We start from the raw sequence: 24,592 nt of genomic DNA, 5'->3' as shown, positions 1-24,592 counted from the left end.
TACCTAATCAAGCTTGATCCATCGGACGGGAAGAAGAGGACCCACCCATGGCCGACACGGCCGGACAGCAGACCTTCGCCCTGGAGCGGCTCGTGCGCGACGTCGCCGACGTGCTCTACGTCGAGACCGAGGAGGTCGACCCGGACGAGAGCCTGCTCGACCAGGGCCTCGACTCGATCCGGCTGATGAGCCTGGTGGAGACGTGGCGCGCCGACGGCGCCGAGGTCGGTTTCGTCGAACTCGCCGAGCGTCCCACCCTCCGCGACTGGGCCGCCCTGCTCGGGCAGACGTCGGGAGCGCCCCGTGCGCGCCAGTGACCTCCTCGTCGACATCGGGCCGCTGCGGACCAGCCGGGACTTCCGGGCGATCTTCATCGCCCGGGTCGTGTCCCTCTTCGGTCTCGGCATGGCCACCGTGGCCCTGTCCAAGCAGGTCTACGACCTGACCGGGTCCACCTTCGGCGTCGCCGTCTCCAGCATGATCATGAGCGTCACCGTCCTGCTGGGCTCCCTCTGGGGCGGCTGGGCGGCCGACCGCATGGACCGGCGGAAGCTGATCCTGTGGGCCCGCGCCTCCGCCGCCCTCGCCTTCGCCGGCCTCGCGGTCAACGCCTTCACCCCCGAACCGCAGTTGTGGGCGGTCTACCTGTGCGTCGCGTGGGACGGACTCGCCACCGGGGTGAGCGTCACCGCCCTGATGGCCGTCGCCCCCACCCTGGTCCGCCCCGACCAGCTGCCCGCCGCCGGCGCCCTGATCTCCCTGACCGGCGAGATCGGCTCGGTCGCCGCCCCGTTCCTCGGCGGCGTGCTGCTCGCCCTGGCCGGCCCCGCACCGGTCTTCGCCTTCACCGCCGTCACCACCGGCGTCACCACCCTGCTGCTGCTCAGGCTCCGTCCGCTGCCGCCGGTCGCGGACGACGACGAGGACGGCGCCGAGGACTCCGGATCGCCGCTCGCGGCCTTCCGGTTCGCGGTGCGCAACCGCGTCGTCGGCGGCCTGCTCGCCCTCGGCGGGATCAACGCGCTGTTCAACATGCCGGTCGTCCTCTTCCCCGAGATGGTCGACAAGCGGTTCGGCGGCGGCGACGTCATGCTCGGCCTGCTCTACACCGCCCCGGCCGTCGGCGCGATCCTCGTCTCCGCCACCAGCGGCTGGATCACCCGCGCCGCCCGCCCCGGACGCCTGCTGCTCACCGCCGCCTTCGTCGGCGGCCTGGCCATCATCGGCTTCGGCCTCAGCGGCGGCGTCGTCGTGGCCTTCGCGACGCTGGCCGTGGGCGGCGCCGCCGGCACGGTGTACGAGATCCTCGAGTACGCCCTCGTCCAGCACAACACCCCGGACCGGCTGCGCGGCCGCATGGTCAGCGTCCTCACCGCCCAGGGCACCACCGGTGACGTCGTCGGCGACGTCGAGGTCGCCCTGGTGGCCAAGTGGTTCAGCCCGGCCGGCGCCGCCGTCGTGAACGGCGTGGTGTGCGCGGCGGCCGCCGTGGTCGTGGCCCTCACCGTCCCCGGGCTGCGCAAGGCGACCCTCCCCCGGGAGGAGCCCGAGGACGACGAGCCGCCCGCCGGGGACCTCGTCGCGGTGACGCCCGCCGGTACGGGCCTCACCACCGGCAAGCCGCTCACCGCCGAGGACCTCCCTCCGGCCGGCGGCTGACACCGACCGGGCGGGGCGCCGCCGGTGCCACCGGCCCGGCACCGGCCGGCGCCCCGCCCCCTCCCTCCTTCTCCCTCCTCCCCTCTCCGTCCCGTCCCGCCGCCGGCCCCGAGCCGCCGCGGGTGACCCCTGGAGCAAGATCCATGACCGAGCGTGCTCTGCGACGCCTCGCCCTGACCGGGGCCCAGACCGGAGTCTGGTACGGCCAGCGGCTCGACCCCGACTCCCCGGTCTACAACGTCGGGCAGTACGTCGCCGTCGACGGCGCGCTCGACCCGGAGCTCTTCGCGGCGGCCCTGCGCCGGGTCGTCGGGGAGTGCGAGGCCCTCACCGTCCGCTTCGAGGAGGACGGGAACGGCCGGCCCTCCCAGGTCCTCGCCGACGCGCCCCCGAGCGGCCCCGTCGTCGAGGTCGTGGACCACCTCGGCGCCCCGGACCCGGAGGCCGCCGCGCTCGCCGCGATGCGCGCCGACATGGCCGCGCCCGCCGACCCGGCCACCGCCCCGCTCTTCGGCTTCGCCCTGCACCGGGTCGCCCCGGACCGCACGCTCTGGTACCAGCGCGTCCACCACATCGCGCTGGACGCCTACGGCTTCTCGCTCCTGTCCCGCCGCACCGCCGAGGTCTACACGGCCCTCGCGCGCGGCGAGGAGCCCGCCCCCTCGCCGTTCGGCCCGCTGTCCGCCGTCGTCGAGGAGGAGGCCGCCTACCGGGACGACGAGCGGTACGCCGCCGACCGCGCGTACTGGCTGGACCGGCTCGCGGACCGGGGCGACCACGAGCCGCTGGCCGGCGCCTCCTTCCCGGCCGCCCCCGACTTCCTGCGCGCCTCGGCCGCGCTCGACGCCGAGGCCACCGCCGGGGTCCTCGCCCTCGCCCGGGCCGCGAAGGCCACCTGGGCGGACGCCGTGACGGCCGCCTTCGCCGCCTTCCTGCACCGCTCGACCGGCGACCGGGACGTCCTGCTCTCGCTGCCCGCGATGGCCCGCCTGGGCTCGGCCTCCCTCGCCGTCCCGGCGATGGTGGTCAACGTGCTGCCGCTGCGGGTCGCGGTCCGCCCGGACCTCCCCCTGGCCGAGCTGGTCGCCGAGGTCGCCGCCGGCGTCCGCGACCTGCGCCGCCACCAGCGCTACCGCGCCGAGGACATCCGCCGCGACCTCGGCCTCGTCGGCCGCGACCGGGGCCCGCTCGGCCCGATGGTCAACGTCAAGGCCTTCGACAACGCCCTCGACTTCGCCGGCGCCCCCGGCACCGTGCACAACGTGGCCGCAGGACCGGTCGACGACCTCACCCTGGCCGTCCGCCACGACACGGCCGCCGGCCGGATCGCCTTCGAACTCGACGCCAACCCGCGCGCCTACGACGCCGAGGGCCTGAACGCCCGCTGCGCCGAGTTCGTCCGCTTCCTCACCGAGGCCGTGACCAGCGGCCCCGACACCCCCGTGGGCCGCCCCGGCCTCCTCGACGGCGCCCTCCTGGAGGCCCTCGCCGGGCAGGCCGCCGCGACCGCCCGCGCGATCGCGCCCGGCACCGTCGTCGAGGCCTTCGCCGCCCGGGTGCGGGAGCACCCCGGGGCCGTCGCGCTCGTCGCGGGCGCCGAGGAGCTCACGTACGCGGAACTCGACGCCCGGGTCGACCGGCTGGCCCGGCTGCTCGCCGCGCGGGGCGTCGGCCCCGAGCGGTTCGTCGGCATCGCCCTGCCGCGCGGCGCCGAGCTCGTCGTGGCCCTGCTCGCCGTGCTCAGGGCCGGCGGCGCCTATCTGCCGCTCGACCTCGAATACCCGGCCGAGCGCCTGGAGTTCATGGTCGAGGACGCGCGCCCGGTGTGCGTCCTCACCACCCTGGCGGCCGCGGCCGACGCCCCCGACGTGCCCGGCACCGAGACCCTCGTCCTGGACTCCCCCGACGCGCTGTCCGCCCTGGCGGACCTGGCCGAAGGGCCCGCCGCGGCCCTTCCGGCCCCGGACGGCGACCACCCGGCGTACGTCATCCACACCTCCGGCTCCACCGGCCGCCCCAAGGGCGTGGTGGTCCCGCACTCCGCGCTCGCCAACTTCCTGCGCATGCAGGCCCACGAGCTGGCCATGGAGCCCGGCGACGGGCTCGTCGCCGTCACCACGGTCTCCTTCGACATCGCCGCCCTGGAGATCCACGTCCCGCTGATCAGCGGCGCGGCGGTCGTCCTCGCGGGCCGCGACACCGTCCGCGACCCGGCGGCGCTCGCCGCCCTGGTCGAGGCCCACCGGCCGGCCGTGATGCAGGCGACGCCGTCGCTGTGGCACGCCCTCCTGGAGGAGGGCGCCCCGCGCGCCCTCGCCCGCACGAAGGTCCTCGTCGGCGGCGAGGCGCTGCCCGCCGCCCTCGCCGAGCGCCTCGTCCGCACGGCGGCCTCCGTCACCAACGTGTACGGGCCGACCGAGGTGACCGTCTGGGCCACCTCCTCCGTCCTCTCCCCCGAGCACACCGGCACCCCGGACATCGGCCTGCCGTTCTGGAACACCCGCGCCCACGTCCTCGACCCGGCGCTCCGCCCGGTCCCGCACGGCCGCCCCGGCGAGCTGTACCTGTCGGGCGACCAGCTGGCGCGCGGCTACCTCGGCCGCCCGGCGCTCACCTCCGAGCGGTTCGTGGCCGACCCGTACGGCCCGGCCGGCTCCCGCATGTACCGCACCGGCGACCTGGTGCGCCGCCGCCCCGACGGCGTCATCGACTTCCTCGGCCGCGCCGACGACCAGGTGAAGGTGCGCGGCTTCCGCATCGAACTCGGCGAGATCGAGACCGCCCTGACGGACCGTCCGGAGGTGGACAGGGCCGTGGTCGTGGTCCGCGAGGACATCCCCGGCTCCCCGCTCCTGGTCGGCTACGTGACCGGCGCGGGCGGCTCCACACCGGATCCGGCCGGGCTGCGCGCGGCGGTCGGCGAGCGCCTTCCCGCGCACATGGTGCCGTCGGCCGTGGTCGTCCTGGACGCCTTCCCGCTCACCGCCAACGGCAAGGTGGACCGGCGTTCGCTGCCCGCGCCCGACCTGGCCGGATCCGCCGCGACCGTCGGCCGGACCCCCCGCGACGCCCGCGAGGAGATCGTCGCCGGGGTGTACGCGGACGTCCTGGAGCTGGCCTCGGCCGGCCCCGACGACGACTTCTTCGACCTCGGCGGCCACTCGCTGCTCGCCGCCCGCGTCGCCGCCCGGCTGCGGACCGCGCTCGGCGCCGACTGCGGCGTACGGGACGTGTTCGAGGCCCGTACGCCCGCCGCCCTGGCCGAGCGGCTCGCCGCCCGCACCGCGACGGGCGCCCGCCCGGCGCTCACCGCCGGGGAGCGGCCCGAGGCCCTCCCGCTGTCCGACGCGCAGCACCGGCTCTGGTTCCTGCACCAGCTGGAGGGCCCCAGCGCCACGTACAACATCCCGTTCGTGGCCCGGTTCGGCACGCTCCTGGACCCCGCCGCCCTGGACGCGGCCCTCGGGGACGTGGTGGCCCGGCACGAGACGCTGCGCACGGTCTTCGCCGAGCGGGACGGCGAGCCGTACCAGCGGATCCTGCCCCCGGCCGACGCCGGGGTGCGGCTGCGCGTGCGGGAGACCGCCGGCGGCGGCGTCGACGCGGCGGTGGAGACGGCCCTCGGCCACCTCTTCGACCTGTCGGCCGAGGCCCCGGTGCGGGTCACCCTGGTCCGCGACACCGAACGCGGCGCGGACGCCCTGGTGGTGCTCCTTCACCACATCGCGAGCGACGAGTGGTCGATGGGGCCGTTCCTGAACGGCCTCGAACGCGCCTACGCGGCCCGACTCCTGGGCGAGGCGCCCGAGTTCGCCCCGCTGCCGGTGCAGTACGCCGACTTCGCGCTCTGGCAGCGCGAGGCCCTGGGCGACCCGGCGGACCCGGAATCCCCCGCCGCCCGGCAGGCCGCGTACTGGCGCGAGGCGCTCGCCGGACTTCCGGCCGAGGCGACCCCGCCCGCCGACCGGCCCCGGCCCGCCGAGCCCGACAACGCGGGCGGCATGGTGCACCGCGAGGTGCCCGCCGCGCTCGCCTCCGGCATCCGCCGCCTGGCCCGCGAGTCCGGCACCAGCGTCTTCATGGTCGTGCACGCGGCCGTCGCCACCCTGCTCCACCGGCTCGGCGCGGGCGACGACATCCCCCTCGGCAGCCCGGTCGCCGGCCGGTCCGACCCGGCCCTGGACGGTCTCGTCGGCTTCTTCGTGAACACGGTGGTGCTGCGCGCCGACCTGTCCGGCGACCCGACGTTCGCCGCCCTCCTGGAGCGGGTGCGCGGCACCGACCTGGCCGCGCTCGACCACGCCGACCTGCCGTTCGACGCGGTGGTGGAGGCGGTCAACCCGGAGCGGTCCCTCACCCGGCACCCCCTCTTCCAGGCCATGGTGTCGCACAGCACCGTCACCCAGGACGTGCGCGCCCTGTTCGGCCTGGACGCGGCCGTGGACCGCACCGACCCGGGCGTCACCAAGTTCGACCTGGACGTCACCTTCTCCGACAGCGCCCACGGCGACGAGCTCGACCTCGAAGTGTTCTACTCGTCCGCCCTGTTCGACCGGGCCACGGCCGACGCGCTCGCCGCCCGCCTCCTGCTCCTCCTGGAGCAGGCCGTCGCGGCCCCCCGGACCCCGGTCTCCGCGTACGAACTGCGCTCCGACGACGAGCGGGCGCTCCTGGAGCGGTGGAACGACACCGCCGCGGCCCACCCGGACACCACGGTCGTGGAGATCCTGGCCGAGCGCGCCCGGCAGACCCCGGACGCGACCGCCCTGGTCTGCGGCGACCTGCGCCTCACCTTCGCCGAGCTCGACGACCGGGTCACCCGGCTCGCGCTGCTGCTCGCCGCGGAGGGCGTCGGCCCGGACGCCGTCGTGGCCCTCGCCGTGCCCCGCTCGGCCGAGTCCGTCGTCGCCGCCTTCGCCGTCCTCAAGGCCGGCGGCGCCTATCTGCCGCTCGACCTGGACCACCCGGCGGAGCGCCTGGCGTACATGCTGGACGACGCCGCGCCCGTCTGCGTCGTCACCACCCGGGCCGTGGACGGCCGGGTCCCGGACGCGAACGGCGCGGCCCGGCTCGTCCTGGACGACCCGGCCGTACGGGACCGGCTGGCCGCCGCCGAGGGCCCGGCGCCCCGCGCGCCACGGCCGGACGACCTGGCGTACGTCATCTACACCTCCGGCTCCACCGGCCGCCCCAAGGGCGTCGGTCTGCACCACGCCGGTCTGACGAACCTGTACCGGGACCACGAGCGGCAGCTCTACCGCCCGGTCGCGGACCGGCTCGGGCGGCGCGTGCGGGCCCTGCACACCGCCTCGTTCTCCTTCGACTCCTCGTGGGAGCAGCTCCTGTGGCTGATCGCGGGCCACGAGCTGCACGTCCTCGACGAGTACGGGCGCCGCGACGCGGACGCCGTCGTCGCCCACGTGCGGGAGGCGCGGATCGACGCGCTCGACGTCACCCCGTCGTACGGCCGCCACCTGCTCGACGCGGGCCTGCTCACCGGCGACCACCGTCCTCCGCTGTTCCTCCTCGGCGGCGAGGCCGTGCCGCCCGCCCTGTGGACGGAGCTGCGCGCGGTCCCCGACGTGGAGACGGTGAACTACTACGGTCCCACCGAGTTCACGGTGGACGCCCTGGTCGCCCGGGTCACCGACTGCGAGACCCCCGTGGTGGGCCGTCCCCTCGACAACACCCGGGCGCACGTCCTGGACGCCCGGCTGCGGCCGGTGCCGCCCGGCGTGCCCGGCGAGCTGTACCTGGCGGGCGTCCAGAACGCCCGCGGCTATCTGGGCCGTTCCGTGCTCACCTCCGAGCGGTTCACGGCCGACCCGTACGGCCCGGCCGGCTCCCGCATGTACCGCACCGGCGACCTGGCGCGCCGCCGCGCCGACGGCCTGATCGAGTTCCTCGGCCGCGCCGACGACCAGGTGAAGATCCGCGGCTTCCGGGTCGAACTCGGCGAGATCGAGGCCGGGCTGACGGCCTGTGAGGACGTGGCCTCGGCCGCCGTCCTGGTCCGCGAGGACGTACCGGGCGTGCCGCGCCTGGTGGCGTACGTGACCGGCGGCGCCGACCCCGACGCGGTGCGCCGCGAGGTGGCCGGGCGCCTGCCCGAGTACATGGTCCCGGCGGCGGTCGTCGCCCTCGACGTCCTGCCGGTGAACGTCAACGGCAAGCTGGACCGCGCCGCCCTGCCCGCGCCCGCCGTGACGGCCGCCGCGCCGTCCCGCGCCCCGCGCGGCGAGACGGAGGAGCGGCTCGCGGAGGCGTTCGCGGAGGTCCTGGGCCTCGCGTCGGTCGGCGCCGAGGACGACTTCTTCGCGCTCGGCGGCCACTCCCTGCTCGCGACGCGCCTGGTGGCCCGGGTGCGGGCGGCGGGCCGCGCCTGCTCGGTGCGGGACGTGTTCGAGGCGCGGACGGTCGCGGCGCTCGCGGCCCGGCTCGCGGAGCGGACCGCCTCCGAGCGGCCCGCCCTGGTCCCCGCCGCACGGCCGGAGCGGCTGCCGCTCTCGTACGCCCAGCGGCGCCTGTGGTTCCAGTACGACATGGACGGCGCGAGCTCCACGTACACCGTTCCGCTGGCCCTGCGGCTGCGGGAGCGGCCCGACTCCGACGCGCTGCGCGCCGCGTTCGGCGACCTGGTGGCGCGGCACGAGGTGCTGCGGACCGTGTTCGCGGAGGCGGACGGCGAGCCGTACCAGCGGATCCTGGCGCCCGGCGAGGCCGAGGTGCCGTTCGCGGTCCGCGAGGTGGCCCCCGACGCGCTCGCGGACGCGGTGGAGGAGGCGGTCGCCGAGCCCCTGGGCCTGGAGTCCGAACTCCCGCTGCGCGTCACGCTGTTCGGCGCGTCCGACGGCGAGCACGAGCACGTGCTCGTCGTGCTGCTGCACCACATCGCGACCGACGAGTGGTCCACCGGCCCGCTCCTGGCCGACCTGGACACCGCCTACACCGCCCGTCTCGCGGGCCGGGCGCCCGAGTTCCCCGAACTCGCCGTCCAGTACGCCGACTACGCCCTCTGGCAGCGCGAACTCCTCGGCGACGCGGCGGACGAATCCTCCCTGGCCTCCCGGCAGTCCGCCTTCTGGCGGGGCGCCCTGGCGGGGCTGCCGGAGGAGCTGGCGCTGCCCACCGACCGGCCCCGGCCGGCCGTCCCGACCCACCGGGGCGACACCGTCACGGCCGAGCTTCCGGCCGGGCTCGTGGCCCGTCTCGACCGGCTGGCGGCGGACTCCGGTTCGACCATGTTCATGGTGGTGCACGCGGCGGTCGCGGCCCTGCTCCACCGGCTCGGCGCCGGGGACGACATCCCCCTCGGCACCCCGGTCGCGGGACGCGGCGACAGCGCCCTCGACGGGCTCGTGGGCTTCTTCGTGAACACGGCCGTCCTGCGCACCGACCTGTCGGGCGACCCGTCCTTCACGGAGCTGCTCGGCCGCGCCCGTACGGCGGGGCTCGCGGTCCTCGACCACGCCGACCTGCCCTTCGACGCCGTCGTGGAGGCGGTCGCGCCGGTCCGCTCGCTCGCCCGCCACCCGCTGTTCCAGACGATGGTGGCGTACGAGGGCGGCGGCCCGGACCTGTCCCGGCTGCTCGGCACGGACGCCGGGGAGTTCCCGGTGCGGGGCGGCGCGGCCAAGTTCGACCTGGAGATCCTGTTCCGGCGCACTCAGGACGCGGGCGGCGCCGGGATGACCTGCGGCGTGCGCTACGCGACCGACCTGTTCGAGCACGCGGGCGCCGAGCGCCTGACGGAGCGGCTCGTCCGCCTCCTGGAGGCCGTGGCGGCCGCGCCCGACGCCCCCGTGTCCTCGGCCGCGCTGATGGACGGGGACGAGCGGCGACGGGTCCTGGAGGAGTGGAACGCGACCGACCGTGTCGTGGACGGTCCGCGCACCCTCGCGGACCTGGTGGCGGCGGGCGCGGCGAAGGCCGAGGGCCCGGCGCTGGTCTTCGAGGGCGAGGAGCTGTCCCGTACCGGGTTCGACGCGCGGGTCAACCGCCTCGCCCGGCTGCTCATCGGCCGGGGCGTGGGACCGGAGTCGGTCGTCGCCGTGGCCCTGCCCCGCTCGTTCGACCTGCTGATAGCGATCCACGCCGTCGTACGAGCCGGTGGCGCCTACCTGCCGCTCGACCTCACCCTGCCCGCCGACCGCCTCACCCACATGACGGACACCGCGCGTCCGGTGTGCGTCCTGACCGACCTCCCGTCGCTCGGCGCGCTGCCGGCCGGCGTGGAGGCCGAGCCCGTGGTCCTGGACGCGCCCGAGGTGCGTGCGGAGCTGGACGGCCTGGCCGACACGGTGGTCACGGACGCGGACCGGTCGGCGCCGCTGCTGCCGCGCCACCCGGCGTACGTCCTCTTCACCTCCGGCTCCACCGGCCGCCCCAAGGGCGTCGTGGTCGAGCACGAGGCCATCGTCAACCGCCTGGCCTGGATGGAGGGCACGTACCGGCTGACCCCGTCCGACCGGGTCCTCCAGAAGACCCCGACGACCTTCGACGTCTCCGTCTGGGAGCTGTTCTGGCCGCTCGCCCAGGGCGTGCCGCTCGTCGTCGCCCGGCCGGACGGCCACAAGGACCCGGAGTACCTCGCGGAGCTGATCCGCGAGCGGCGCGTCAGCGTGCTGCACTTCGTGCCGTCGATGCTCCAGGCCTTCCTGGACTCGGTGGACGTGGCGGACTGCCCGGGCCTGCGCCTGGTCGTGTGCAGCGGCGAGGCCCTGCCCACCGGTCTGGTGAACCGTTTCCACGCCTCCGCCGGGGGCCGCGCGGTCGCCCTGGAGAACCTCTACGGGCCCACCGAGGCCGCCGTGGACGTCACCGCCGCCACCGCCCTCCCGGGCGCCACGACGGCCTCCGCCTCCATCGGCTCCCCCGTCTGGAACACCCGCGTCCACGTCCTCGACGGACGCCTCCGGCCGGTCCCCGTCGGCGTCCCCGGCGAGTTCTACCTCGCGGGCGTCCAGCTCGCCCGCGGCTACCTCTCCCGCCCTGACCTGACGGCGGAACGATTCGTCGCCGACCCGTACGGGCCCGCCGGCTCCCGCATGTACCGCACGGGCGACCTCGTCGTCCGTCACGCGGACGGCCGGATCCAGTACCTGGGCCGCACCGACGACCAGGTCAAGCTGCGCGGCCTGCGCATCGAACTCGGCGAGATCGACGCGGTCGTGGCGTCCGCCCCCGGCGTGGCGCACGCGGTGACGCTGGTCCGCGAGGACCGGCCCGGCGTGCAGCGGCTCGTGGGGTACGTCGTCGGGACCGGCGACGGGCCGGTCCCCGTGGACGCGGTGCGCGCCCACGCGGCCTCCCGCCTGCCGGAGTACATGGTCCCGGGCGTGTTCCTGGAGATCCCGGCCGTTCCCCTCTCCCCCAACGGCAAGCTCGACCGTCGGGCCCTGCCCGTGCCGCCGGACGCCGTCGCCGGGCCCTCGCGGGCGCCGAGGGACGCGCGCGAGGAGATCCTGCTCGGGATCGTCGCGGCCGTGCTCGGTCTGGAGACGGCCGGTGTCGAGGACGACTTCTTCGACCTCGGCGGCCACTCCCTGCTCGCGGCCCGCGCGGCGAGCCGGACGCGGTCCGCGCTGGGCGTGGAGTGCTCGGTGCGGGACGTGTTCGAGGCGCGGACGGTCGCGGCCCTCGCGGCCCGGCTCGCGGAGCGGACCGCCTCCGAGCGGCCCGCCCTCGTCCCCGCCGCACGGCCGGAGCGGCTGCCGCTCTCGTACGCCCAGCGGCGCCTGTGGCTCTTCGACAGCGTGCGGGGTCCGGGGACCGCGTACAACGTGCCCTTCGCGGTCCGTCTCGACGGGCCCGTGGACGCGGCGGCCGTGCGCGCCGCCGTGGAGGACGTGGTGGCGCGGCACGAGGTGCTGCGGACCGTGTTCGCGGAGGCGGACGGCGAGCCGTACCAGCGGATCCTGACGCCCGGCGAGGCGCGGGTGCCGTTCGCGGCGCGCCGCGTCCGCGCCGACGTCCTGGCCGCCGAGGCGGAGGCCGCCTCCCGGTACGTCTTCGACCTGGCCCGGGAGATCCCGGTGCGGGTGACGCTGCTCAGCGCGTCCGACGAGGAGCACGCGCACGTGCTCGTCGTACTCCTGCACCACATCGCGACCGACGAGTGGTCCACCGGACCGCTCCTGGCCGACCTGGACACCGCCTACGCGGCCCGCGCCGCCGGCCGGGCACCGGAGTTCCCCGAACTCCCCGTCCAGTACGCCGACTACGCCCTCTGGCAGCGCGGACTCCTCGGGGACACCGAGGAGTCGGGTTCGACGGCGGCGCGCCAGGCCGCGTACTGGCGGGAGGCGCTCGCCGGGATCCCCGAGGAGCTGGGCCTGTTCACCGAAACGCCGCGCCCGGCCTCGCCGACGCACGGCGGCGACGTGGTCCCCTTCGGCGTCTCCGCCGCGACGGGCGCCGGGCTCGCCCGGATCGCCCGCGACTCCGGCGCCACGATGTTCATGGTGGTGCACGCGGCCGTCGCGGCCCTGCTCCACCGGCTCGGCGCCGGGGACGACGTCCCCCTGGGCGCCCCGGTCTCCGGGCGCGGCGACGAGCAGCTCGACGGGCTCGTGGGCTTCTTCCTGAACACGCTCGTGCTGCGCGCGGACCTGTCGGGCGAGCCGACGTTCGCCGGCCTGGTCGACCGGGTGCGGGACGCCGGGCTCGCGGGCTTCGCCCACGCCGACCTGCCGCTCGAAGCGGTGGCGGAGGCGGTGGGCGCGGCCCGCTCCCAGACCCGCAACCCGCTGTTCCAGGCGATGGTGACGTACCACTCGGTGTCCACCGAGGTGTCCTCGCTCTTCGGGGTCGCGGCCCGTGAACTGCCGGTGGAGATCGGTGGGTCGAAGGTCGACCTGGAGTTCGCGTTCGGCGGCTCCGAGGACGACGGGCGGATCGAGGGCGGTCTGCGCTACGCGACCGACCTCTTCGGACGGCCGGGCGCCGAGCGGCTCGTGGAGCGGCTCGTCCGCCTCCTGGACGCCGTGGCGGCCGACCCGGGCGCCCCGGTCTCCTCCCTGGACCTGACGGACGGGGACGAGCGGCACGCCCTGGAGGGGTGGAACGCGACCGAGCGGGTCGTGGACGGTCCGCGCACCCTCGCGGACCTGGTGGCGGCGGGCGCGGCGAAGGCCGAGGGCCCGGCGCTGGTCTTTGAGGACGAGGAGCTGTCCCGTACCGGGTTCGACGCGCGGGTCAACCGCCTCGCCCGGCTGCTCGTCGGCCGGGGCGTGGGACCGGAGTCGGTCGTCGCCGTGGCCCTGCCCCGCTCGTTCGACCTGCTGATAGCGATCCACGCCGTCGTCCGGGCCGGCGGCGCCTACCTGCCGCTCGACCTCACCCTGCCCGCCGACCGCCTCACCCACATGTGCGAGACGGCCCGGCCCGTCGCCGTCCTCACCGACACGGTCTCGGCGCCGGACCTTCCGGCGGGGCTCGCGGCGGAGCGGATCGTGCTCGACTCGGCCGCCGTGGCGGCGGAGTGGGCGGGCACGGACGCGCACGCGGTGACGGACGCGGACCGGCGGGCGCCGCTGCTGCCGCGCCACCCGGCGTACGTCATCTTCACCTCCGGCTCCACCGGCCGCCCCAAGGGCGTCGTGGTCGAGCACGAGGCGATCGTCAACCGCCTCCAGTGGATGCAGGGCGCGTACGGGCTCACGCCCGTCGACCGGGTCCTCCAGAAGACGCCGACGACGTTCGACGTGTCCGTCTGGGAGCTGTTCTGGCCGCTCGCCCAGGGCGTGCCGCTCGTCGTCGCCCGGCCGGACGGCCACAAGGACCCGGAGTACCTGGCCGAGCTGATCCGCGAACGGCGCGTCAGCGTGCTGCACTTCGTGCCGTCGATGCTGGCCGCGTTCGTCGCGGGGGCGGAGATCGCGGACTGCCCGGGCCTGCGGCTCGTGGTGTGCAGCGGCGAGGCCCTGCCGACGGACCTCGTGGACCGTTTCCACGCCTCCGCCGGGGGCCGCGCGGTCGCCCTGGAGAACCTCTACGGGCCCACCGAGGCAGCGGTGGACGTCACCGCCGCCACCGCCCTCCCGGGCGCCACGACGGCCTCCGCCTCCATCGGCTCCCCCGTCTGGAACACCCGCGTCCACGTCCTGGACCACAGGCTCCGGCCCGTCCCGGTCGGTGTCCCCGGCGAGCTGTACCTCGCGGGCGTCCAGCTCGCCCGCGGCTACCTCGGCCGCCCCGATCTGACCGCCGAGCGGTTCGTGGCCGACCCGTACGGGCCCGCCGGCTCCCGCATGTACCGGACCGGCGACCTGGTCGTCCGCCACGACGACGGGCGGCTCCAGTACCTGGGCCGCACCGACGACCAGGTCAAGCTGCGCGGTCTGCGCATCGAGCTGGGCGAGATCGACGCGGTGCTGTCCGGGGCTCCCGGGGTGTCCCGTGCCGTCTCGGTGGTCCGCGAGGACCGGCCGGGCGTGCGCAGGCTCGTCGCCTACGCCGTCCCGGCGGGCGACGGACCGCTGGACGCGGACGCGCTGCGGGCGCACGCGGCGACGCGCCTCCCGGAGTACATGGTCCCGGCCGTGATCCTGGAGATCCCGTCCGTGCCGCTCTCCCCCAACGGCAAGCTGGACCGGCGGGCCCTGCCCGTGCCGCCGGAGCCCCGCCGTACGACGACGGCGACGACCGCACCGGCCGCGCCGGTGGCCGCCACCGAGACCCCGGCCGAGCTGCTCGCGCGGCTGATGGCCGAGGTCCTCGGGCTGCCCGAGGTCGGCCCGGAGGACAACTTCTTCGAGCTGGGCGGCGACAGCATCGTCTCCATCCGGTACGTCAGCCAGGCCCGCAAGGCCGGGTTCACGGTGACGGCCCGCCAGGTGTTCCAGCACCCGACCCCGGCCGGTCTGGCCGCCGTCGCCGCGCCCGCCGCCCCGGCGGGCAGGGCCCCGGAGCGCCCGGCCGAGCAGGCCACGGGCCCGCTGGTCCTGCCGCCGGTGGCGCACTGGTTCGCGGAGCGCGGCGGCGCCTACCGCCGGTTCTGCCAGGCCCGTCTGGTGCTGCTGCCCGCCGGGGTGCGGCACGCGGACCTGGAGACCGCGCTCCGGGCGGTCCTGGACCGGCACGACGGGCTGCGGCAGGTGCTGACCGTGGCGCGGCCCGGCGTGTGGAGCGCCGAGGTCGCCCCGGCCGGACCGCCGGAGGCCGTCTCGCCGCTGCGCACGGTGGACGCCGCCGGGCTCGACGCCGGGGCCCTGCGGGAGCTGGTCTCCCGCGAGTCGGACCGGGCGGCGGGCGAGCTGGACCCGGAGTCCGGCCGGACCGTGCGGGCCGTGCGCTTCGACGCCGGCCCCGGCGAGCCGGGCAGGCTGCTGCTCGTCGCCCACCACCTGGTGGTGGACGAGGTGTCGTGGCAGATCCTGCTGCCGGACCTGCGGGCCGCGTACGAGGCGGCGGCGGAGGGTCGGACGCCCGCCCTCGACGCCGTGCCGACGGCGCTGCGGACCTGGACGGCGGGGCTGCTCGCCGAGGCGCAGAGCGCCCGGCGGACCGCCGAGCTCGACCGGTGGCTGGCCGAGTCCGCGACCGGCGGGCGGCTCCTGACGGAGCGGGCGCTCGACCCGGCGCGGGACACGGTGGCGACCGCGCGGCGGCTCACCGTGCGGCTCTCCGCCGAGCGCACCGAGCCGCTCCTGACCGCCGTGCCGCAGGCCTTCCACGGCACGGTCAACGACACGCTGCTCACCGCGCTCGCGCTCGCCGTGGGCGACTGGGCGGCCCGGCACGGGAAGCCGGCGGACGGCCTGACCGTGGAGCTGGAGGGCCACGGCCGGGAGCAAGACCTCGTCCCGGGCGCCGACCTGACCCGTACGGTCGGCTGGCTGACCAGCGTGTACCCGCTGCGGCTCACCGCGGACTCCTACGACGCGCGTGCGGTCGTGGGCGGCACGCAGGACGCCGGGGCGGCCCTGAAGGAGATCAAGGAGCGGATCCGCGGGGTCCCGGACGGCGGGATCGGAGCCGGGCTGCTGCGGTACGCCAACGCCGCCACCGCCGGTCTGTTCGACCCGGAGGACCGCCCCGAGATCCTGTGGAACTACCTGGGCCGGCAGACCGCCGCCCGGCAGTCCGTCTGGGGACCGGCCGAGGAGGCCGACGCGCTCGCCGTCGGCCCGGAGCCGGACGCCCCGCTCGCGTACCCCCTCCAGGTGGACGCGGAGGTCGAGCACGGGCCGGACGGTCCCGAGCTGGCCGCCTCCTTCCTGTGGGCGGGCGACGTCCTCTCCCAGGACACGGTCGCGGCGCTCGCGGACGGCTGGACGGCCGCCCTCGACGCGCTCGCGGCCTGGGCGGCGGGCGGGGTCACCGCCGGGCACACCCCGTCCGACCTCGACCTGCTCGACCTCGACCAGAACCAGATCACCATGCTCGAAGAAATGTGGAGGGCCCAGCAGTGACGCAGGCTCGTATCGAGGACATGCTGCCGCTGTCCCCCCTTCAGCAGGGCATGCTGTTCCACTCCGTCTACGACGACGGGGCGGCCGACGTGTACACCGTGCAGGTGTCGGTGGGGCTCTCGGGCCCGGTCGACGCCGACCGCCTGGAGCGGGCGGCCGCGGCGCTGCTGCGCCGGCACCCGAACCTGCGGGCCGGCTTCTGGCACGAGGGGGTGCCGCAGCCGGTGCAGTTCGTGCCGTCGGAGGTCGTCTTCGGCCTGGAGCGGGTCGACCTGACGGAGGGCGGCGCGAAGGGCGCGTCGGGCGCTTCCGGTACTTCCGGTACTTCCGGTACTTCGGGTGCCTCGGGTGCCTCCGGCGTTTCGGGTGTTTCGGGTGCTTCGGGTGCTACGCCCGAGGACCGGCTCGCCGGGCTGCGCCGGGCGGAGCTGGCCCGCCGCTTCCAGCTGCACCGGCCGCCGCTGCTGCGGCTCGTGCTCGCCCGGATGGGCGAGGACGACCACCGCCTGGTGATCACGGTCCACCACATCCTGGTCGACGGCTGGTCGATGCCGCTGCTCGTCGGCGACCTGCTCGCCCTGTACGCGGCGGACGGGGACGCCTCGGGGCTGCCGCCGGTACGCCCGTACCGCGCCTATCTGAAGTGGCTGAAGGAACAGGACGCGCCGGCCGCCGAGGCCGCCTGGCGCGACGCGCTCGCCGGGGTCGAGGAGGCGACGCTGGTCGCGGAGCCCGACCCGGCGCGCACCCCGGTGCGGCCGGGCGTGCGCTCCCTGGAGCTGTCGGAGGAGGCCACCGCCCGGCTGACGGCGGCGGCCCGCCGTCTGGGCACCACGCCGAGCACCCTGATCCAGTGCGCCTGGGGTCTGCTCGTGGGCGGTCTGACGGGCCGTCGCGACGTGCTGTTCGGTCTGACCGTGTCGGGCCGTCCGGACGAGATACCCGGTGTCGAGTCGATGCTCGGCCTGTTCATCACGACCGTGCCGGTGCGGCTCTCGGTCCGCGACGAGGAGACGGTCGAGGGGCTGCTGCGCCGCTTCCGCGACGAGCAGAACTCCCTCCTGGCCCACCACCACCTCGGGCTGCGGCTCATCCGGAAGCAGAGCGACGCGGGCGAGCTGTTCGACACCCTCGTCGTCATCGAGAACTACCCGGTGGACCCGGCGGCGCGCGAGACCGTCGCCGCCGGGGTGCGGGTGACCGGGGTCGAGGCGGAGGACGCCACCCACTACCCGCTGACCCTCGCGGTCTCCCTGGACGAGCGGGCCCTGCTGCGCCTGGAGTACCGCCCGGACGTCTTCGACGACCGTCGCGCGGGCCTGATCGCGGACCGCCTCGCTCACGTCCTGGACCGGATCGCGGAGGAGCCCGGCACGCGGGTCGGGGCGCTGCCCCTGCTGCCCGAGGGCGAGTCGGCGCGGGTGCGCGGGAGCTGGCCGGGGACGGTGCGGGACGTGCCGGCGGGCACGGTCGCGGACGTGTTCGCGGAGCGGGTCGCCCGTACCCCCGGCGAGGTGGCGGTGGTGTGCGGCGGGGAGTCGCTCACCTTCGCGGAGGTCGACGCGCGGGCCGCGCGGCTCGCGTCGCTGCTCGCCGCGCGGGGCGTGGGCCCCGAGTCGGTGGTGGCGCTCGCCGTGCCGCGTTCGGCGGAGACGGTGGTGGCGATCCTCGCCGTCCTGAAGTCCGGCGGCGCGTACCTGCCGCTCGACCTGGACTATCCGGCGGAGCGGCTCGGTCTGATGGTCGACGACGCGCGTCCGGTGTGCGTGGTGACCACCGCGCGCGGTCTGGAGCTGCTGCCGGCGGCCGGTGACGGGCCGGAGCGGCTCGTCCTGGACGCGCCGGAGACGGCCGCCGCCCTGGCCGCGGCCCCGGCGGAGTTCGCCTCCCCGGCCGTCGCGGACGGGCACCCGGCGTACGTCATCTACACGTCCGGCTCCACCGGGCGCCCCAAGGGCGTCGTCCTCACCCACGGCGGTCTGTCCAACCTGTACGCCAACCACGTCGCGGACGTCTTCGGCCCGGTGGTCGAGGCGACCGGCGGCCGGCGCCTGCGCGCCCTGCACACGGCGTCGTTCAGCTTCGACACCTCCTGGGAGCAGCTGTTCTGGCTGGTCGCCGGGCACGAGCTGCACGTCCTGGACGAGACGGGCCGGCGGGACGCCGAGTTCGTCGTGTCGTACGTGCGGGAGCACCGGATCGAGACGATGGACGTCACCCCGACGTACGCGCTCGGCCTGCTCGACCAGGGCCTCCTGGACCCGGCCGCGCACCGTCCGGCGCTGCTGCTGCTCGGCGGCGAGGCGGTGCCGGAGGCGCTGTGGTCGGCGGTGCGGGCGGCGACCGGTGTCATGTCGGTGAACCTGTACGGCCCGACCGAGTACACGGTGGACGCGCTCGCGGCGGACCTGGCGGCCTCGGCCACCCCGGTGGTGGGCCGCCCGATCGGCAACACGCGCGCGTACCTGCTCGACTCGGCGCTGCGGCCGGTGCCCGCCGGGGCGACGGGCGAGCTGTACCTCGCGGGGCACGGCATCGCGCGCGGCTACCTGGGCCGGTTCGCGCTGACGGCCGAGCGGTTCGTGGCCGACCCGTACGGCGCGCCGGGGTCGCGGATGTACCGCACGGGCGACCTGGCGCGGCTGCGCGCGGACGGGGAGCTGGAGTACCTGGGCCGGGCCGACGACCAGGTGAAGATCCGGGGCTTCCGGATCGAGCCGGGCGAGGTCGAGTCCGCGCTCGCGGGGGTCGGCGGCGTCGGCGCGGCGGCCGTGGTGGTGCGCGAGGACACGCCGGGGGTGAAGCGGCTCGTCGGCTACGTGACGGGCACGGCGGACCCGGCGGCGGTCCGCGAGGAGCTGGCCGCGAGCCTGCCGGACCACATGGTTCCGGCGGCGGTCGTGGTCCTGGACGCGCTGCCGTTCACGGTGAACGGCAAGCTGGACCGGGCCGCGCTGCCCGCGCCGGTGTTCGGCGGCTCCGAGGGGTCGCGGGCGCCGAGCGGGGAGCGCGAGGAGGCCTTGTGCCGGGTCTTCACCGACGTCCTGGGGCTCGCCTCCGTGGGCGTGGACGACGACTTCTTCGCCCTGGGCGGCGACAGCATCGTCTCCATCCAGCTGGTGACCCGGGCCCGCAAGGAGGGCCTGGTGCTCTTCCCGCGCGACGTGTTCGAGCGGCGGACGGTCGCGGCGCTCGCGCTCGCGGCCCGGACGCCGGAGGAGAAGGCGGCGGCCACGGCGGCGCCGGACGCGGACGCCCCGCTGGTGGAGCTCGACGAGGCCGGCCGGGCGGTCCTGGAGCAGGTCTTCCCGGGCGCCGGGGAGGTGCTGCCGCTGGCTCCGCTCCAGGAGGGCCTGTACTTCCACGCCCAGTACGACGACCGGGCGCTCGACGTCTACCTGATGCAGAACTTCGTGGAGCTGCGGCACGCCGTGGACACGGCCGCGCTGCGTTCCGCGTTCGACGCGATGCTGCGCCGCCACCCGAACCTGCGCTCGGCGTTCTGGCACGAGGGCCTGCCGGGCCCGGTGCAGGTGGTTCCCGCCGCGTGGGAGCTGCCGTGGGAGGTCCGCGACCTGTCGGGGCTGGACCGGGCCGCGCAGGACGAGGCGCAGCGGGAGTTCTCGCTGGCGGACGCGGCGACCCGGTTCGACCTGGCGGCGCCGCCGCTGATGCGCGTGACGCTGCTGAAGTTCGCCGAGGACCGCTGGATGCTGTGCGTGACGCAGCACCACATCCTCACGGACGGCTGGTCGGAGTCGCTGTTCTTCGAGGAGCTGTTCGCGCTGTACGGGGCGGGCGGGCGCGAGGAGATCCTGCCGCCGGTCACGCCCTACCGGGAGTACCTGCGCTGGCTCGCGGGCACCGACGGGGACGCGGCGCGGGCCGCCTGGCGCGACCACCTGTCGGGCCTGGACCAGGCGACGCTGGTCGCGCCGGCCGACCCGACGCGGCAGCCGGTGACCGCCGAGGTGGTGGACATCGCGCTCGGCGAGGAGGTCAGCGACCGGCTGCGGTCGTTCGCGCGGGGCTCCGGCGTCACCCTGAACACGGTCCTCTCGGCGGCCTGGGCGCTGTCCCTGTCCGGGATGACCGGGCGGGACGACGTGGTGTTCGGCGCGACGGTCTCGGGCCGTCCGGCGGACGTGCCGGGCGTCGACCAGATGATCGGCATGTTCATGAACACGCTGCCGTTCCGGGTGACGCTGCGTCCCTCGGAGACGCTGCGGGACCTGCTCGTGCGGATGCAGGGCGAACACGCCGACCTGCTGCCCCACCACTACCTGGGGCTCGGCCCGATCCAGCGGGGCACGGGGATCGGGCAGCTCTTCGACACGCTGTACGTGTTCCGGAACACGCCGCTCGACGACGCGGCGCGCGAGGAGGCGGTGGAGCGGCATCAGATCGGCTGGACGCACAGCGTCGACGGCACGCACTACCCGCTGACCCTGGCGGTCACGCCGGAGCGCTCGCTCGAACTGAGCCTGGCGTACCGGCCGGACCTGTACGACCGGGAGACCGCCGAGCGGCTCGCGGGCCGGCTGCGGCTGCTCGTGGAGCAGTTCGCGGCGGGCGGGGCGACGCCGGTGGGCCGGCTGCGGACCCTGGAGAGCGCCGAGCGGGCCGCGCTGCTCGCCCTGGGCGACGACACCGGGCACGAGGTGCCGGACGTGCCGCTGGTGGACCTGTTCGCCCGGCAGGCGGCGCGGACCCCGGAGGCCACGGCCCTGGTCTTCGAGGACGAGCGGCTGACCTACGCGGAGCTCGACGAGCGGGCCAACCGGCTCGCCCGGGTGCTGATCGCGCGCGGGGCCGGTCCCGAGCGGACGGTGGCCCTGGGCCTGCCGCGCTCGGCGGACTTCGTGGTCGCGCTGTTCGCGGTCCTGAAGGCGGGGGCGGCGTACCTGCCGCTCGACCTGGACCACCCGGTGGACCGGCTGGCCGCGATGGTCGAGGACGCGGTGCCGGTCTGCCTGGTCACCGTGGACGCCGTACGGGGCCGGGTCCCGGTGGTGGACGGCGTGCCGCCGCTCGCCCTGGACGACCCGGCGACGGTCGCGGAGCTGGCCGGGCTGTCCGGCGGTCCGGTCGCGGAGGAGGAGCTGACCGGGCCGCGCGACGGCCGCCACCCGGCGTACCTGATCTACACCTCGGGCTCGACCGGCCGCCCCAAGGGCGTGGTGGTGCCGGGCTCGGGTCTGGTCAACATGCTGCTCAACCACCGGGAGCGGATCTTCGACCCGGCGGTGAAGCTGGCGGGCGGGCGCCGGATGCGGGTCGCGCACACGGTGTCGTTCGCGTTCGACATGTCGTGGGAGGAGTTCTTCTGGCTGGTCGACGGGCACGAGGTGCACGTGATCGGCGAGGAGCTGCGGCTCGACCCGGCGGCCCTGACGGCGCACTACGACCGGGTCGGCATCGACGTCGTCAACGTCACCCCGTCGTACGGGCAGCAGTTGGTCGACGCGGGCCTGCTCGACGCGGACCGGCACCGTCCGGCGCTCGTCCTGCTCGGCGGCGAGGCCGTACCGGACTCCCTCTGGTCGCTCCTGGAGGAGACCGAGGGCACGATGGGCTACAACCTGTACGGGCCCACCGAGTACACGATCAACGCGCTGGGCGCCGACGTGGAGATGAGCGTCTCGTCCTGCGTGGGCCGGCCGATCTTCAACACCCGGGCCTATGTGCTCGACAGCGCGCTGCGACCGGTGCCGCGCGGGGTGCCGGGCGAGCTGTACCTGGCGGGCGCGGGCCTGGCCCGGGGCTACTTCGCTCGGCCGGCGCTGACGGCGGAGCGGTTCGTGGCCGACCCGTTCGGCGAGCCGGGCACGCCGATGTACCGCACGGGCGACCTGGTGCGCTGGCGCGAGGACGGGCAGATCGACTACCTGGGCCGGGCCGACCACCAGGTGAAGATCCGCGGCTTCCGCGTCGAGCTGGGCGAGATCGAGTCGGCGCTCGCCGCCGCTCCCGGGGTGGCCGCCGCCGCGGTGGTCGTGCACACCGGGGCGAACGGCGTGAAGCGGCTCGTCGCGTACACCGTGCCCGCCTCGGACGCGGTCCGCACCGACCCGGAGGCGGAGGCGGCGGCGCTGCGCGCCCTGCTGTCGGCGACGCTGCCGGAGTTCATGGTGCCGTCGGCGTTCGTCGAACTGGCGGCGCTGCCGCTGACGGTGAACGGCAAGGTGGACCGGGCCGCGCTGCCCGCCCCGGTGTTCGCGGACGCGGGCGGCGGGCGGCCGCCGAAGGACGCCCGCGAGGAGCTGCTCTGCGGGATCTTCGCGGACGTGCTCGGTCTGGAGCGGGTCGGCGTGGAGGACAACTTCTTCGAGCTGGGCGGGCATTCGCTGCTCGCGATGCGGCTCGTGGGGCGCATCCGCGACGAGCTGGGCGTGCCGGTGCAGGTGGGCACGGTGATGTCGGCGCCGACGGTCGCGGACGTGGCGGCCCGGATCGGGTCGGACTCGCGCCGGGACGCGCTGCGGGTGCTGCTGCCGCTGCGCGAACGGGGCACGAAGGCGCCGCTGTTCTGCTTCCACCCGGCGTCCGGGTTCAGTTGGCAGTACACGGGTCTGCTGCGCCACCTGGACGCGGACCGGCCGCTGTACGGCGTGCAGTCGCCGGGTCTGGCCGGGGAGCTGCCGGAGGCGGCCGACGTGGCGGAGCTGGCCGAGCTGTACCTGACGGCGATCCGGGAGGTGCAGCCGGAGGGTCCGTACCACTTCGCGGGCTACTCCTTCGGCGGGACGGTGGCGCACACGCTGGCCTCGATGCTCCAGGAGCGGGGCGAGGAGGTCGCCTTCCTGGCGCTGCTCGACGCCTATCCGCCGGAGCGGGACGACTGGTCGTACCTGGACGCGCCGGACTGGCGCGAGCGCCTGGAGCGGGAGGAGAACGGCTTCCTGCTCTCGGTGGCGGGCCTGGGCGCGGAGGAGTCCGGGCGCGGGGAGCCGACGCGGGAGGAGGCCGTCGCGGCGATCCGGGACAGCCGGGGCCTGCTCGCCGGGTTCGACGAGGAGCTGCTGCGGGCGATCGTGGACACCAACGTGCACTGCGTGCGGCTGCTCTCGCACAGCACGACCCGTCACTTCGACGGCGACGTGCTGTTCTTCACGGCCTCGCGCACGACCGATCCGCAGGACGTGCCGGGCACGGTGTGGCCGGCGTACGTGTCGGGGGCGCTCACCGAGCACGTGCTGGACCGGGGGCACGACGAGCTGATGGCTCCCGAGGCGCTGGCGGAGATCGGTCCGGTCCTGGACGGGGCGCTGCGCGCCGTCGCGGAGGGGCGCCCGGTTCCCGTGCGGGCGGGGGCTGTTCGGCAGGCGCCGGAGCGCGGACGCCTTTGAACGGCCCCCGGGAACCGATGGGCAACCAATGAAACTTAGGCTAGGCTTACCTAAGTACGAGGAGAGATCGTGACGGATATCAACGGACCGGGCAGACCCGGACCGCGCGGGGACGGGCCGGACGGCGCGGTGCCCTTCGGCACGGCGCCGGGCGGCGACACGTCGACCGGCACCGACCCGGTCGGCACCGGGCCGAACGGTACCGGCCCGCGCGGTGAGTTCGCGGGTCGTGTGGCGCTGGTCACCGGCGCCGCCCAGGGCATCGGCGAGGCGGTGGTGCGCGCCCTCTCCGCGCGCGGAGCCACCGTCGCGGCGACCGACCGCTCGGAGCGGGAGCTCAAGCGGAGCGTCGCCCGGCTGTCCGAGGACGCCGGCGCGGACCCGGCCGCCGGGCCCGTCGTCCCGTACCGGCTCGACGTCACCGCGCCGGACGACGTGGCGGAGACCGTGGAGCGCGTCTCGCGCGAACTCGGCCCCGTGGACATCCTGGTGAACGTCGCCGGGGTGCTGCGGACCGGTCCGGCCGTCGAGACGACGGACCGCGACTGGGCGGACGTCTTCGCGGTCAACACGACCGGGGTCTTCCACCTGTCCCGCGCCGTCGTCGCCGGCATGGCCGCCCGGGGCTCCGGCTCCGTGGTGACGGTCGCCTCCAACGCCGCCGGCATACCCCGCGCGGACATGAGCGTGTACGCCGCCTCCAAGGCGGCCGCCGTGGCCTTCACCAAGTGTCTGGGCCTGGAGGTGGCCGCCCGGGGCGTGCGCTGCAACGCCGTCTGTCCCGGTTCCACCGACACGCCGATGCAACGCTCCCTGTGGGAGGGCGAGTCCGTCCCGGACAGCGTCCTCGACGGCGACCTCGCCGCCCACCGCACCGGCATCCCGCTGCGCCGCATCGCCCAGCCGGAGGACGTCGCGGAGGCGGTCGTCTTCCTCGCCTCCGACCGGGCGCGCCACATCACCATGCAGGACCTCTACGTCGACGGCGGCGCCACCCTGCGCTGACGGCCCGCGCGGCGCGGACCCCCGGCCCCCGGGGGCCGCGCCGGCCACCCACCTCACCGAACCAAGGAGCCCACCCGTGTCGACGGTCCCCCAGGTCGCCGCGCACCCGCCCGCGTCCGCCTCCATACCCTCGCCCACCCCCGCGCCCCTGCCGGTCGCCGCGCC

5 protein-coding genes are annotated in these 24,592 nt (G+C 75.9%); all 5 read left to right on the top strand.

Annotation, left to right across the window (positions count from 1 at the left end; translation table 11 throughout):
• Positions 1–47 precede the first annotated feature (47 nt).
• The 5 genes from ADL08_RS14715 to ADL08_RS14695 all read left to right on the top strand — a co-directional run bounded on the left by ADL08_RS14715 (position 48) and on the right by ADL08_RS14695 (position 24,427).
• Entirely contained in the window at positions 48–317 is a 270-nt protein-coding gene (locus ADL08_RS14715) for a phosphopantetheine-binding protein (RefSeq protein WP_053642926.1), read from the top strand.
• Positions 304–1,659, top strand: coding sequence for an enterobactin transporter EntS (gene entS, locus ADL08_RS14710; RefSeq protein ID WP_078968150.1), 1,356 nt, complete (start codon positions 304–306; stop codon positions 1,657–1,659). Before ADL08_RS14715 ends, entS begins: the two co-directional genes overlap by 14 nt.
• Positions 1,660–1,802: 143 nt before the next feature.
• Complete coding sequence (locus ADL08_RS14705; RefSeq protein WP_053642924.1) at positions 1,803–16,073, top strand: non-ribosomal peptide synthetase; 14,271 nt, start codon at positions 1,803–1,805, stop codon at positions 16,071–16,073.
• Between the two features lie 20 nt (positions 16,074–16,093).
• Entirely contained in the window at positions 16,094–23,422 is a 7,329-nt protein-coding gene (locus ADL08_RS14700) for an amino acid adenylation domain-containing protein (RefSeq protein ID WP_053642922.1), read from the top strand.
• A gap of 69 nt (positions 23,423–23,491) precedes the next feature.
• On the top strand, positions 23,492–24,427 hold the full coding sequence (locus tag ADL08_RS14695) for a 2,3-dihydro-2,3-dihydroxybenzoate dehydrogenase (RefSeq protein WP_267889566.1): 936 nt from the start codon (positions 23,492–23,494) through the stop codon (positions 24,425–24,427).
• Positions 24,428–24,592: the final 165 nt, after the last annotated feature.

The sequence above is a fragment of the Streptomyces sp. NRRL F-6492 genome (assembly GCF_001280125.1).
Taxonomy (GTDB): domain Bacteria; phylum Actinomycetota; class Actinomycetes; order Streptomycetales; family Streptomycetaceae; genus Streptomyces.
Note: the sequence above shows the minus strand (reverse complement) of the source record. Positions and strands in the feature narration are given on the sequence as shown.